The sequence below is a fragment of the Actinomycetospora sp. CA-053990 genome (assembly GCF_050948445.1).
GTDB lineage: Bacteria > Actinomycetota > Actinomycetes > Mycobacteriales > Pseudonocardiaceae > Actinomycetospora > Actinomycetospora callitridis.
Map to the genome: position 1 here is coordinate 3550801 of NZ_CP192043.1, position 13101 is coordinate 3563901.

At 73.8% G+C, this 13101-nt stretch carries 13 protein-coding genes; 7 read left to right on the forward strand and 6 right to left on the reverse strand.

Annotated features, from left to right (window positions below; all coding sequences use genetic code 11):
* Nucleotides 1-133: 133 nt before the first annotated feature.
* On the forward strand, nucleotides 134-778 hold the full coding sequence (locus ACQPYN_RS18300) for a hypothetical protein (protein ID WP_433025710.1): 645 nt from the start codon (nucleotides 134-136) through the stop codon (nucleotides 776-778).
* A gap of 13 nt (nucleotides 779-791) precedes the next feature.
* Here the strand turns inward: ACQPYN_RS18300 and arr are convergent, their stop codons facing one another.
* From arr to ACQPYN_RS18315, 3 genes are all read right to left on the reverse strand, one after another.
* Nucleotides 792-1238, reverse strand: coding sequence for an NAD(+)--rifampin ADP-ribosyltransferase (arr, locus tag ACQPYN_RS18305; RefSeq protein WP_433025713.1), 447 nt, complete (start codon nucleotides 1236-1238; stop codon nucleotides 792-794).
* A gap of 114 nt (nucleotides 1239-1352) precedes the next feature.
* Nucleotides 1353-2321 carry a PDR/VanB family oxidoreductase gene (locus ACQPYN_RS18310; protein WP_433025716.1) on the reverse strand — a complete coding sequence of 323 codons (969 nt, stop codon included), beginning with the start codon at nucleotides 2319-2321 and terminating at the stop codon, nucleotides 1353-1355.
* Entirely contained in the window at nucleotides 2318-3529 is a 1212-nt protein-coding gene (locus ACQPYN_RS18315) for a Rieske 2Fe-2S domain-containing protein (protein ID WP_433025719.1), read from the reverse strand. The genes ACQPYN_RS18310 and ACQPYN_RS18315 overlap by 4 nt, the downstream gene beginning before the upstream one ends.
* A 123-nt stretch (nucleotides 3530-3652) precedes the next feature.
* On the opposite strand from ACQPYN_RS18315, the gene ACQPYN_RS18320 reads away from it, so the two are divergent.
* From ACQPYN_RS18320 to ACQPYN_RS18335, 4 genes are all read left to right on the forward strand, one after another.
* On the forward strand, nucleotides 3653-4840 hold the full coding sequence (locus tag ACQPYN_RS18320; protein ID WP_433025722.1) for a cytochrome P450: 1188 nt from the start codon (nucleotides 3653-3655) through the stop codon (nucleotides 4838-4840).
* A 108-nt stretch (nucleotides 4841-4948) separates the two neighbouring features.
* Nucleotides 4949-5785, forward strand: a complete 837-nt coding sequence (locus ACQPYN_RS18325) for an IclR family transcriptional regulator (protein WP_433025725.1) — start codon at nucleotides 4949-4951, stop codon at nucleotides 5783-5785.
* A 77-nt stretch (nucleotides 5786-5862) separates the two neighbouring features.
* Nucleotides 5863-7179 (forward strand): MFS transporter, encoded by a 1317-nt coding sequence (locus tag ACQPYN_RS18330; protein ID WP_433025728.1) that lies wholly within the window; start codon nucleotides 5863-5865, stop codon nucleotides 7177-7179.
* Between the two features lie 22 nt (nucleotides 7180-7201).
* Entirely contained in the window at nucleotides 7202-8023 is an 822-nt protein-coding gene (locus ACQPYN_RS18335) for an alpha/beta hydrolase family protein (RefSeq protein WP_433025731.1), read from the forward strand.
* A gap of 9 nt (nucleotides 8024-8032) precedes the next feature.
* Here the strand turns inward: ACQPYN_RS18335 and couO are convergent, their stop codons facing one another.
* Together couO and ACQPYN_RS18345 are read right to left on the reverse strand one after the other, a co-directional pair.
* Nucleotides 8033-8914 (reverse strand): 4-hydroxyphenyl-beta-ketoacyl-CoA hydrolase, encoded by an 882-nt coding sequence (gene couO / locus ACQPYN_RS18340; RefSeq protein WP_433025734.1) that lies wholly within the window; start codon nucleotides 8912-8914, stop codon nucleotides 8033-8035.
* Complete coding sequence (locus ACQPYN_RS18345) at nucleotides 8914-9405, reverse strand: MarR family winged helix-turn-helix transcriptional regulator (protein ID WP_433025737.1); 492 nt, start codon at nucleotides 9403-9405, stop codon at nucleotides 8914-8916. The genes couO and ACQPYN_RS18345 overlap by 1 nt, the downstream gene beginning before the upstream one ends.
* A gap of 134 nt (nucleotides 9406-9539) precedes the next feature.
* Here ACQPYN_RS18345 and ACQPYN_RS18350 point away from each other — a divergent pair, with 134 nt between their 5' ends.
* Together ACQPYN_RS18350 and ACQPYN_RS18355 are read left to right on the forward strand one after the other, a co-directional pair.
* Nucleotides 9540-10856 (forward strand): MFS transporter, encoded by a 1317-nt coding sequence (locus ACQPYN_RS18350; protein ID WP_433025740.1) that lies wholly within the window; start codon nucleotides 9540-9542, stop codon nucleotides 10854-10856.
* A gap of 196 nt (nucleotides 10857-11052) precedes the next feature.
* Nucleotides 11053-12261: an alpha/beta hydrolase family protein gene (locus tag ACQPYN_RS18355; protein ID WP_433025743.1), complete on the forward strand. Its 1209-nt coding sequence runs from the start codon at nucleotides 11053-11055 to the stop codon at nucleotides 12259-12261.
* Here the strand turns inward: ACQPYN_RS18355 and ACQPYN_RS18360 are convergent.
* On the reverse strand, nucleotides 12258-13100 hold the full coding sequence (locus tag ACQPYN_RS18360) for an ABC transporter permease (RefSeq protein WP_433025746.1): 843 nt from the start codon (nucleotides 13098-13100) through the stop codon (nucleotides 12258-12260). The genes ACQPYN_RS18355 and ACQPYN_RS18360 overlap by 4 nt on opposite strands.
* Between the last annotated feature and the right edge of the window lies 1 nt (nucleotide 13101).

A 13101-nucleotide genomic window follows, 5' to 3' on the forward strand; every position in this document is an offset into this window, starting at 1 on the left:
CGTACTCACGCGCTCCCGGGATCTCGACGGGCGATCGGCGTCCCCGTGAGCCCCGCCACTCGGGCTGGAGCGTGCCGCAGCGGCACGGTCGACGGTGAGGTGGACACCGACCGCACCCGACGGGGACGACACCATGTTCACCACCTACCGACGGCGCCGCCGGCTCTCCCGGGTCAGGCCCGGCGACGGCAGCCCGCTCCCGGACTTCCGCCTCTGGCAGATCCTGAGCCGTTCACTGTTCTCGCTCGAACTGCCGGACGCCTCCGGGCACCGCCACCTCTTCGAGGTGGACGTCCGGCACGCGGCCGACAGCACCACCGCGAGGAGCCCCGCCTCCCTCTACCGCGACGGCGTGCAGGTCGCCCGTGCGAACCTCCCCGCGACCTTCGCGGTGCCCGGCGGCGTCATCGAGGTCGCCACCAGCCAGTACGGGCTCAGGCGCATGCACCACGTCACCGAGGACGGCGCCGAACACGTGCTGCGCCCGCACCCGCGGACCCAGGAGGGCCTGCGCGCCCGGTTCGGCGAGCGGTTCCCGCGCACCAGCACCGTCCTCGGTGCCGTGGCCGTGGTCGTCTTCCTGGCCGCGGGCGCCGTCGCGCTCCTGCAGGGCATCGACACGGTGACCCACAGCCCGGTGATCGCCCAGCACCTCGGCACGTTCACCTCGCCGATCCGTCTCTCCACCGGCGGGACGATCGCCGTGGGGCTCGCCGGGGCCCTCGCGGCCACCGAACGGGCCCTGACGTTCCGGAGCCGGTGGCTGATCCGCCGCTGACGCCGGGCACCGATCAGTCGAAGATGACGGCGGCTCCGCGTCGCCGCAGGTCGGCGAGGCCGTCCTTCATCGCCTGCAACTGCTCGGCGGTGTGCCCCGTCCAGCCCTCGAGCTCGCCGACGACGCGCACGGGCTCGCGGGTCCGGTAGGAGCGGGTGGGGTTGCCCGGCAGCTTCTTGTCGGTGACGTTCGGGTCGTCCTCGATCTCCCCGGTGGGCTCGACGAGGTAGATGCGCCCCGGCCCGTCGCCGGGCGCCATCTCGGCGCCCCAGGCCGCGGCGTCGAGCGTGGCGGTCACGTAGACGTGGTTCATGATCCGCCCCGCCTCGTAGTTCGACTCGCGCCCGGGCACCAGCAGGTCGCCGACCGCGAGGTCCGCCTTGGTCCCGTGCAGGAGGACGCCCTGCTCGTGGACCTCGAACGGGGTCGGCCCGCTGCCCGTGTCCTGCTCGCCCGCCATGACCGCTCCCCGTCCGCCGCCCGCTCCGCCTGCGGGCGGGGATTCTCCGGCGCCGGTGAGGGCTTGCCGCAAGCCCCGTCGCGCGCTATAGGTTGATCACGGCGGGACCGATCCTCACGGGCGGAAGCCGGTGTCGATGGTGAGGCGCCCGCCGACAGCCCGCGAGACACACGCGCAGAGCCGGGTCGAGTCCTGCTGCTCCGCCTCGTCGAGGAAGACGTCGCGGTGGTCGACGACGGGGGCATCCCCGAGCACGCCGACCGTGCACAGCCCGCACTCGCCGCGCAGGCAGTCCCACACCATGTCCACCCCGGCGTCGTGCAGCGCCGCGAGCAGCGTGCGGTCGCGCGGGACGTGGATGGTCAGCCCGTGGTCGCGGACCTCGACGTCGAACGCCTCGGTCGGGTGCCGCCCCGCGGTACCGAACGTCTCGGTGCGCAGCCGTCGCGCCGGGCGGCCCTGCGCGGCCCAGCACGCCCGCACCGCGTCGGTCAGCCGCGGCGGGCCGCAGACGTACACCTCGCCGTCGGGGTGCAGGCCCGAGATCTCGGCGGCGAGGTCGAGCCGCTCGCCGTCCTCGCCCGCGGCCGTCACGACGGCGTCGCCGAGGAGCCCGCGCAGGTGATCGACGAACGGCATCGCCGCACGTCGGCGGCCGGCGTAGGCCAGGCGCACGGGGGCCGCGCGCCGGGCCAGGACCTCGGCCATGCCCACGAGCGGGGTGATGCCGATGCCGCCGGCGACGAGCAGGTAGCCGGGTCGTCGCGGGTCGAGCTCGAAGTGGCTGGTGGGGTGGCGCAGCTCGAGGCGGTCGCCCGCCGCGAGCCCGTGCACCCGGCGCGAGCCGCCGCGGCTGTCCGGCAGCAGCTTCACCGCGATCCGGTAGGCACCGTCCTCGGGCGCCGCGCCGACCACGGAGTACGACCGCACCACGGGCAGCCCGTCGATCTCCAGCGCGAGGTCGAGGTGGCTGCCCGGCGGGTAGGCGCGGGCGCCGTCGTCGGGGACGAGCTCCACCTGGCGCACCTCGTCGGCCACGGCCCGCACCGCGCGGACCCGGGCACCGACGAAGGTGCTGCTCACGACCCGCTCCGGGCGCGCTCGGCCTCCGCCCGCGCCCGCGCGACCTCGCGCTCCGCGCCGTCGCCGGGGTCGGCGCGGTGGTGCTCGGCGATGTCGCGCTCGGCCTGCGCGCCCGCCTCGGCGTAGGAGTCGTCCTCGGCGGCGAGCATCAGGTCGATCATCCGGCGGGCCCACATCGCGCCGCCGTCGATGTTGAGGTTGTAGAACTCCTTGTCCGGGTGGGCGTCGATGGCCCGCTGCTGGGCGGCGAGCACCTCCTCGTCCTCGGCGAACACCCCGGAGACGCCGTCGCGCAGCAGCGTGGTGATCCGCTGGTCGCCGAGCGCGTAGTTACGGGCGAACGCCCAGAAGTAGTGGGTCGAGGTGGGCGACTCCGGGGTCATCGTGTTGAGCACGAACCCGTTGACGCCCTGCGAGCGGTCGCCCTCGGGCGCGCCGGTGCCGGTGGGGGCGACGCCGACGTCGATGGCGATCGTCCCGGGCGGGGTGAAGTGGATGATCTGCCAGCGGTCGACGTTGCCCGTCGGCGCCCCGCGCCACTCGAGCTGGCGCGCCCAGAACGGCGGCGCCTCCACGTCGATCATCCAGCGGGTGACGGTGACGGTGCCCTTGCCGTGGGTCACCTCGAACGGCGACTCGGCCACCGACCGGTGCCCGATGCTGCCGCCGTGCACGAACGTCTCGTGGGTGAGGTCCATGAGGTTGTCGACGATCAGCTTGTAGTTGCAGTCGACGTGGATCAGCCGGCCGTCGCCGGCCCACGCGGGGTCGTCGTTCCAGTGCAGGTCCGGGATCGTCGCCGGGTCGGCGTCGGCGGGGTCGCCGGTCCAGACCCAGACGAAGCGGTGCCGCTCCGCGACGGGATAGGAGCGCACCCGCGCCGACGGGTTCACCGTCTTCTGCGACGGCATGAACGTGCAGCGGCCGTCGGCGTCGTAGCGCAGCCCGTGGTAGCCGCACATCACCTCGTCGCCGAGGAGCTTCCCCTCCGAGAGCGGCAGCAGGCGGTGCCAGCACGCGTTCTCCAGCGCGCGGGCCTCGCCCGACGGCGTCCGGAACAGCACGAGCGACGCCCCCGCCACGGTGCGCGGGAGCAGGTGCGCGCCCACCTCGACGTCGTAGGCGGCGGCGTACCAGGCGGCGCGGGGCCACTCGCGACGGGCGAAGGTCTCGGGCGCGGCGCGCAGCGGGCTGGGGGTGGCGGTCACGACGGCTCCTCGGTGGTGGCGGTCGACCGAGCGTGCGGAGGCCACGCGGCCACCCGCCACGACCCCTCCCGGCATCCGGGAGATCGATGTCTCGGCCGGGCCGCGCGGTGGTGTCATGACGGCGTGGTGGAGCTCGACGTGGACCCGTTCGCCCTCGACGTGCTCGCCGACCCGCTGCCGGTCGACGCCGCGATCCGCGAGGCGGCGCCGTTCGTGTGGCTGCCGGCGCACGGCGTGTGGGCCACCGGTCGGCACGCGGAGGTGGCGGCGGCGTTCCGCGACCCGGCGACGTGGTCGTCCGCCGCGGGTACCGGGCTCACCGACATCCGGCGCGGCGAGACGTGGCGCCCGCCGAGCGTCCTGCTCGACGCCGACCCGCCCGCCCACACCCGCGCCCGCCGCGTGATGAACCGCGTGCTGCAGCCGCGGGCCCTCGCCGGGCTGGCCGAGCGCTTCGCGGCCGCGGCCGAGGAGGTCGTCGACGACGCCCTGCACGCGGGCGAGGTCGACGCCGCGGTCGCCGTCGCCGAGCGGTTCCCGATGACGGTACTGCCCGACGCCGTCGGCATGGCGCCCGAGGGCCGCGAGTACCTGCTGCCCTACGCCGACCTCAACTTCCAGTCGATGGGTCCGCCGGGGGTGCTGCGCGACGAGGCCGAACGTCGTGGCGAGGGCGCCCGGGAGTACGTGGCGTGGCAGATGCGCCGCGAGGCCCTGGCCCCGGAGGGGATCGGGGCGGCCATCCACGCCTACGTCGACTCCGGCGACGTCACCGCCGACGAGGCCGCGCTGCTGGTGCGCTCCTTCCTCTCCGCGGGCATCGACACGACGATCCTGGCGTTCGCGTCGGTGATCCACGAGCTGGCGCGACGACCGGAGCAGTGGGCGGCCCTGCACGACGACCCGGGCCTCGCGCGGGCGGCGTTCGAGGAGGGGCTGCGGTTCCACACGCCCAGCCCGGTGATCGGTCGCACCGCCACCCGCCAGGTCGAGGTCGGAGGTGAGGCCGGCGCCGTCGTCGCCCCCGACACCAAGATCCTGCTCATGCTCGGCGCCGCCAACCGGGACCCCCGGCGCTGGGACGACCCCGACACGTTCGACCTCCACCGCCGGGCCGCCGGCCACACCGCGTTCGGCGCCGGCGTGCACAACTGCGTCGGCCAGGTGATCGCGCGGCTGGAGGCCGAGGCGCTGCTCGGGACCCTCGCCCGGCGGGTCGCACGGCTCGAGCCGGCCGGGGAGTCCACGCCGCGGCTGTCGAACTGGCTCCGCGGCTTCGCGTCGGTGCCGGTCCGGTTCGTGCCCGCCTGAGGCCCCTGCCGACCGATTCCGCCCTTCCGGCATCCGGAAACGTGTGTTGGGTCGATCACAGAGCGTCCCCCAGACTCCGACGCGCCCTCGAGCACACCCGGAGTTGACATGGACGTCACCGACCCGGCGCCGCCCGCCACCGCGCCTCCCACGAACCTGGCGGCCGCCCGGAGCGCGAGCACCGGCCCGGTGGTGGCCCGCGCGCTCGGGCTGCTCGCCGCGTTCTCCGACGACCGCCCGACGATGACGCTCAGCGAGCTCGCCCGCCGCGCCGAGATACCCCTGTCCACCGCGCACCGGCTCGTCGCGGAGCTCGAGGCCTGGGGCGCGGTCGAGCGCAACGGCGCCGGGCGCTACCAGATCGGGCTGCGGCTCTGGGAGGTCGGCGCGCTCGCGCCGCGCGGTCCCGGGCTGCGCGAGCGTGCCCTCCCCTACCTCGAGGACCTCTGCCAGGTGACCCGCGAGAACGTGCAGCTGGCGGTCCGCGAGGAGGACGAGGTCGTCTACGTCGAGCGGCTCGCCGGCACCCGCGCGGTCGGCGTGCTCACCCGGGTCGGCGGCCGGTTCGCGCTCACCGCCACCGGCGTGGGGCTGGTGCTGCTCGCCCACGCCCCGGCCGACGTCGTCGAGCGGGTGCTCGCCGGGCCGTTCCCGCGCCACACGCCGTGGACGCTCTCCGACCCGGCGCGCATCCGTGAGGCCCTCGCCGCGGTCCGCGAGCGCGGCTACGCCGTCAGCGACCGGCAGGTCACCGCGGACGCCGTGTCCGTCGCCGCCCCGATCCGGGACGCCTCCGGCGCGGTCGTCGCCGCCCTGTCGGTGGTCGCGCACCGGGGCACGCCGCCGGTCTCGGTGCTCGCGCCGCTGGTGCGCACCAGCGCGAGCGGCGTCTCGCACGCCCTCGCCGCCCGCCCGGGCCGCCGGCCCGCGCGCATGCCCGCCTGATCCCCGCGCCCGATCCCCCGCCCGTTTCCCCGCCCGATCCCCCGCCTGCCCGCTCCCGATGCCCGAGGAGGGCTCCCGTGACCACCACCCCGCCCGACGCCGCACCACCCTCGGGGCGCGAGGTCCGCAAGGTCGCGCTCGCGAGCCTCGTGGGCACGTCCATCGAGTGGTACGACTTCTACATCTACGGCCTCGCCGCCGTCACGGTGTTCGCGCCGCAGTTCTTCCCGAACGTCTCGACGCTCACCGGCACGCTCGCGGCGTTCGCGACGTTCGCCGTCGGGTTCCTCGCCCGCCCCATCGGCGGCGTGGTCTTCGGCCACCTCGGCGACCGGATCGGCCGCAAGGCCACGCTCGTCACGACGCTGGTGACGATGGGTGTGGCCACCACGCTCATCGGCGTCCTGCCCACCTACGCGACGATCGGCGCGCTCGCCCCGATCCTGCTCGTGGTGCTGCGCCTCGTGCAGGGCTTCGCCGTGGGCGGCGAGTGGGGCGGGGCGGTGCTCATCTCGGTGGAGCACGCGCCCGAGTCCAAGCGCGGCTTCTACGGCAGCTTCCCCCAGCTCGGGGTGCCGCTCGGCCTGATCGCCTCCAACGCGATGTTCCTCGTGCTCGCCGCCTCGATGTCCACCGAGGCCTTCGGCTCCTGGGGCTGGCGCATCCCGTTCCTGCTCAGCGCGCTGCTCGTCGGCGTCGGGCTCTACGTGCGGCTGCGCATCGAGGAGAGCTCGGAGTTCGTCGCGGTCAAGAAGTCCGGGTCGATGGCCCTGCCGCTGGCGTCGGTGCTGCGCAACCACTTCCCGCAGGTGCTCTGCGGGATCGCGATGTTCACCGGGATCACCGGCATCGGCTACATGGCCGCGACGTACTCGATCCAGTACGGCACCAGCTCGCTCGGACTGCCGCGCGCCGCCCTGATCGGCGTCGTCCTGGTCGTCGCCGTGATCGAGGTGCCGATCATCCTGTGGTTCTCCGCCGCGTCCGACCGGTGGGGGCACGGCCGCACGATCCTCTTCGGGGCGCTGGCCACCGCCGTCGTCGCCGCCGCGTTCCTGCCGCTGCTCGCGAGCGGGTCGTTGATCCTCATCGCCGTCGCGGTGGCCGGCGCCCGGTGGGCGTCCGCCCCGATGTGGGGACCGTCCGGGGCCCTGGCCGCGGAGTGCTACCCCGTCGCGATCCGGTACAGCGGCGCCTCCGTCGGCTACCAGCTCGGGTCGATCGTCGGCGGTGCGCTCGCCCCGATCATCGTCACGCTGCTGCTGGCCTCGCCCCTGGGCATCGTGGGGGCCTCGGGCTACCTCGTGATCATCACCCTGCTGACCGGGGTCGGCGCGGTCGCCGCGTCCCGGCTGATCGCCCGCGCTCCCGCCGCCGAGAGGGCCGGCGTCTGAGCGACAGGCCTACCGTCCCCCCGTGGCGATCGGCCTGCGCACGCTCCCCGAGGTGCTGCTCACCTACCCGTCCCTCGGGGACCCGGTCGGGACGCCCTACGGCCGGTTCGCGATCGACGCCGTGCCCGACGGCCCCGTCGCGGGGCGGCCGCCGTTGGTGCTCCTCTCGCACGGCACCGGGTCCACGCCCGACGTCTACCGGGGGCTCGCGGCGGACCTCGCGCACGCGGGCTTCGCCGTCGCCGCGCTCTCCCACGCGGGCAATCGCCTCGGGGACGACGGGCTCGCCGGGACGGCCGAGGTGCTCACGGTGCGGACGCGGCAGTCGGTCGAGGCCGTCGATCTCGCCCTCGAGGCGCTGGGGGCATCCGCGGAGCCGCCCCGGATCGGGCTCGTCGGACACTCGCTCGGGGCGGCGACCGCGCTGGCCCTCGCCGGGGCACGGCCCCACGCCCTGCCGTGGGAGACCGCCGACGGGGTCGCGCGGCCGATCGCGGTGAGCCGTGACGAGCGCGTCGCCGCACTCGTCCTCCTCATGCCCGCGACGCCCTGGTTCGACGCGCCCGGAGCCCTGGCGCAGGTCGACGTCCCGACGGTGGTGCTCACCGCAGAGCACGACGAGCACACCCCGGCCTGGCACGGCGCGCTCGTCACCGCGGGCGTCCCCCACGCGACGCACCACGTCGTCGAGGGGGCCGGGCACTTCGCCGCGCTCACGCCGTTCGGGCCGCGAGCCGTCGCCGCCGGCCTGCCTCCTGCTCTCGATCCCCCAGGGTTCGACCGGGCCGGCGCGCAGCGCACGTGGCACCCTCGGATCGCCGCGTGGCTGGCCGAGCACCTCTGAGAAGCCCGCTCAGGACGAGGCCGCGCCCTCCAGGCCGAGCATCCGCGTCGCGTTCTCCTTGAGGATCAGCGGCCGCACCTCGTCCTTGATCTCGAGCTTCGCGAAGTCGGCCTGCCACCGGTCGGGGGTGAGGACGGGGAAGTCGGAGCCGAACAGCACCTTGCGCTTGAGCAGCGAGTTGGCCGCCTTCACCAGCTGCGGCGGGAAGTACTTCGGCGACCAGCCGGAGAGGTCGATGTAGACGTTGGGCTTGTGCGTGGCGATCGAGATGGCCTCGTCCTGCCACGGCACCGACGGGTGCGCGAGCACGATCGTCAGATACGGGAAGTCGGCGGCGACGTCGTCGATCAGCATCGGGTCGGAGTAGCGCAGCTTGATGCCCCGCCCCCCGGGCAGGCCCGCACCGATCCCGGTCTGCCCGGTGTGGAAGAGCGCGGGGACGCCGAGCTCCTGGATCGCGTCGTAGAGCGGGTAGAAGCGCACGTCGTTCGGCTCGAACGCCTGCAGGCTGGGGTGGAACTTGAAGCCGCGCACCCCGTGCTCCTCGACGAGACGCCGGGCCCGCGCCACCGCGGCCTTGCCCGCGTGCGGGTCCACCGACCCGAACGGGATGAGCACGTCGGGGTGCTCGGCCGCCTGGTCGGCGATCTCCTCGCTGGACAGCGGCGGGTGCCCGGTGCCGGCGGGCGCGTCGACGGTGAACACGACCGCGGCGGTGCGCCGGGCGCGGTAGTGCTCGGCGATGTCGGCCACGGTCGGCGTGCGGTCCTGGTCGGCCCGGAAGTACTTGGCCGACGCGTCGAGCAGCTCCTGGTCGACGGAGAAGCAGCCGTGGCTGTCCTGCTCGACGTGGACGTGCACGTCGATGGCGTCCAGCTGGTCGAGATCCATCAGGGTGTCCTCACGGGAGATCCGGCGGCGGGCGGGACGCGGGGCTCGGCGAGCGCGGCGAGGCACCGCTCGAGGGCCCGCGCGAAGGACGTGGCCTCGTCGTCGCCGAGGGCGGCGATCATCCGCCCCTCGACGTCGTCGACGGCCCGGTGACACGCGCACAGGGCCTCCTCGCCCCGCTCGGTGAGCCAGGCCCGCAGGATCCGCCGGTTCTCCCCGTCGACGCGACGTTCGATGAGCCCGTCACGCTCCATCGCCGTCACGAGCAGGTGCATCGCCTGGGGGGTCACGTAGTGGCGGCGCGCGAGCTGCGCCGACGACAGCCCGCCACGGCGCTCGAGGAGCGACAGCGCCGTGTACTGCTGCAGCGACATCCCGAGCGGCCCCAGGACCTCCTCCATCCGCGACCGCTCGGCCATCTCCAGGCGCTTGACCAGGTACGTCAGGCGCTGACCGCCGGCGACGGCGGTCCGGGTCGCAGGCTCGGTCACGCACGGCAGCATATCAACAGACTTGATATCAGGCGTGGCCTTGACCACTCCGGAGGCGCTCTCTAACGTCAAGTTCCTTGATACTCCGCCGGTCCTGCGGCCGTCTCCCGCCACGAGCAGACAGGGCACCCGCCATGACTCAGACCCACCGATCGGGGCCACAGCTCCGCCGAGCCGTGCTGTCGAGCTACCTCGGTAGCGTCATCGAGTACTACGACTTCCTGCTCTACGCGACGGCCTCGGCGCTCGTGTTCAACAAGGTCTTCTTCTCGAACCTCGACCCGCTGGTGGGCACGGTCGCGAGCTTCGGCACCCTCGCCACCGGCTACTTCGCCCGTCCGCTGGGCGGCATCATCTTCGGTCACTTCGGCGACCGGATCGGCCGCAAGAAGATGCTCGTGCTGAGCATGAGCATCATGGGCGTGGGCAGCACCCTGATCGGCCTCCTGCCCACCTACGCGCAGATCGGGGTGTGGGCCCCGATCCTGCTGGTGCTCCTGCGCGTCCTGCAGGGCATCGCGATCGGTGGCGAGTGGGGCGGCGCGGTCCTCATGTCCGCCGAGCACGCCACCTCCCGGCGTGGCCTCTGGGCCAGCTTCACCAACGCGGGCGCGCCCAGCGGCCTGGTGCTCTCCAGCCTCGTGCTGGCGGCCTCGGCCTCCTTCACCGGCGAGGCGGCGTTCCTCGCCTGGGGCTGGCGCATCCCGTTCCTGTTCAGCGTCGTGCTGCTCGCCGTCGGCCTGTTCGTCCGCGCCCGCGTCGCCGAGACCCCCGTGTTCGAGGACGCCGCGCGGGAGAAGCCCGCGTCGCCGCCGCTGATGGAGGTCCTGCGGCACCACCCGCGCAACCTCCTGCTCTCCATCGGCGTCGGCTTCGCCGCGTTCGCCGTGCAGGGCACGCTCACGACGTTCGTCATCTCCTACGCCGTGCAGGCCGGCTTCCCCCGCCCCACCGTGCTCAACGCGCTCACCCTCAGCTCGGTCGTCGCGATCTTCGGGATCATCGGCTTCTCGGCCCTGTCCGACCGGGTGGGCCGACGGCCGGTGGTGCTCGCCGGTGCCGCCGCGACGGGCCTGTTCGCCTTCCTGCTCTTCCCCATGATCGACAGCGGGGCGGTGCTGCTGCTGACGCTCGCGGTGGTCATCGGCCAGGGCGTCCTCCACCCCGCGATGTACGGGCCCCTCGCCGCGCTCTACGCCGAGCTCTTCTCCACCCGCTCCCGCTACACCGGCGCATCGCTCGGCTACCAGATCGCCGGGATCGGCGCGGGGATCGCGCCCGTCGTCTTCGCCTCGGTGCTCGCCGGCGGCGGCGGATCCGTCACCGTCGCGATCATCCTCGCGGCGTGCTGCCTGCTCACGATCGTCTGCACGGTGGCGTTGCGGGAGACGTCGTCCGACGACCTCGCCGACGACCCGGGGGTCACCGCCTCCGACGCCGTGACCCGCTGAGGCGCGGTCGACCCGTCGAGGGGTTCGCGCGGACCGTGTCCTCAGGACACGGTCCGGCGGTACGGGGGCGCCGCTCCGTCGGAGCTCGCCGGTCGATCCGGAACCGCCGATCACGCGGGGGCGTTCGCGATCCGGAACTGCGCCGTTCGCACTACGGTGACCGGTCCCACACCGCCACGCGAGACGGAGACCGCCGGTGACCCTGGTCCTGCACGACGACCTCTTCGATGCCCAGTTCGTCCGCGCCCTCGCCTACACCCGCTCGGGCGGGGCGGAGATCGGCGAGTGCGTGGAGACCGCCCGGCGGATCACGAAGACCGACGGCGAGCTCTGGTACCGCGAGTGGCTCGCCACCGCCGAGCGCGCCGAGCAGGCGGCGGTGGCGAGCACGGCGGCCGGTGACTCCGTGAGCGCACGGGACGCCTACCTGCGCGCCTCGAACTACTACCGCACGGCCGGGCTGTTCCTCATGGGCACGCCGGTGGACGACCGGCTGCGCAGCAGCGCGCACAAGCAGACCGAGACCTTCCGGGCGGGCGCGGCGCTGCTGGCCTCACCGCCCGAGATCCTCGGAATCCCCTACGAGGGCACCACGCTGCCCGGCTACTTCTTCCGCGCCGGGGACGCGGGTGACGACACGCCCCGCCCGACCGTCATCCTCACCAACGGCTACGACGGGACCGTCGAGGAGCTCTACTTCGCCAACGCGGTCGCCGCACTCGAGCGCGGGTACCACGTCCTCGCCTTCGACGGCCCCGGGCAGGGCTCGGTGATCCTCGACCAGGGCATCCCGTTCCGCCCGGACTGGGAGAACGTCGTCTCCCCCGTCGTCGACGTCGCGGTGGCCCGCCCCGAGGTGGACGCCGAGCGGCTCGTGCTCATCGGCTGGAGCTTCGGGGGCTACACCGCGCCGCGGGCCGCCAGCGGCGAACACCGCCTCGCGGCCTGCGTCGCCGACTCCGGGCCCTACGACCTCTACGACACCGTCATCGCCCGCATGCCCGGGGTGCTCGCCCACCAGCTCCCGGACGGCAACCGACTGATGCTGTCGGTGCTGGAGAAGGCCCTCGAGTCGACCATGAGGAAGCCGTCGGCGGGGTGGGCGCTGCGGCGCAACCTCTGGGTGCACGGCGTCGACGACCCGATGGCCTACGTCGAGCTCGCGCGGGAGTACTCGATGAAGGGCCGCGAGCACCTCGTGCGCTGCCCGACGTTCGTCTGCCGCACCGCGGGCGACGACATCAGCGCGGACGCGCGGAAGCTCACCGAGCACCTCACCTGCCCCACCGAGTTCGTCGAGTTCGGCCACGACGACGACGTCACCGGACACTGCGAGATGACCGGCCGCGCGGTGTTCCACCAGCGCCTCTACCGCTGGCTCGACGGCGTCCTCGCCGGTCGCTAGACGCCCGTGCGCACGGAGTCGTGCCACGGGATCACGAGCTTCTTCACCGTCGTGACCGCGACGTAGAGCAGGGACCCGAGCACGGCGAGCAGCACGATCACCGCGAACAGCCGCGGCGCGTCGAGGGCGTTGAGGCTCGAGACGACGAGGTAGCCGAGGCCCTCGCTGCCGCCGAGGTACTCCCCCACGATCGCGCCGATCACCGAGAACACGATGGCGACCTCGGCCCCGGCGAACACGTAGGGCAGCGTCGTCGGGAGCTCCATGTTGCGGAACGTCGCCCAGCGCCCGGCGCCGAGCCCGCGCATGACGTCCCGGTGACCGCTGTCGACCGAGCGCACGCCCAGCATCACGTTGAGCATGATCGGGAAGAACGCGAGCAGGGCAGCCATGACGATCTTCGAGGTCGGACCGAAGCCGAACCAGATGACGAAGATCGGCACGAAGGCGACCTTCGGCACGACCTGCAGGGACACCAGGGCCGGCTGGACCGCCCGCTGCAGCCAGGCGACACGGCCGAGCACCGCCCCGACGGCCACCCCTGCCAGCAGGGCGATGCCGAACCCGGCGATCACCTCCAGCAGCGTGACGCCGATGTGGCCCCAGATGTCGTCGCCCGCGAGCAGCCGGCCGAGCGCTCCCGCGACGGCGGCCGGGGAGGGGAGGATGAACTCCGAGACCCCGACGACGGAGACGGTGAACTGCCAGATCCCGAGGAGGGCGAGCAGCATGATCGGGCCCGAGACCCAGGGCAGCCGCCGCATCCAGGGCGACTCCGTCTCGCCGGTCGGCTCGCCCGCGGTCACCGCGCCGTCGGTCCTGCTCTCGATGGTCGTCACG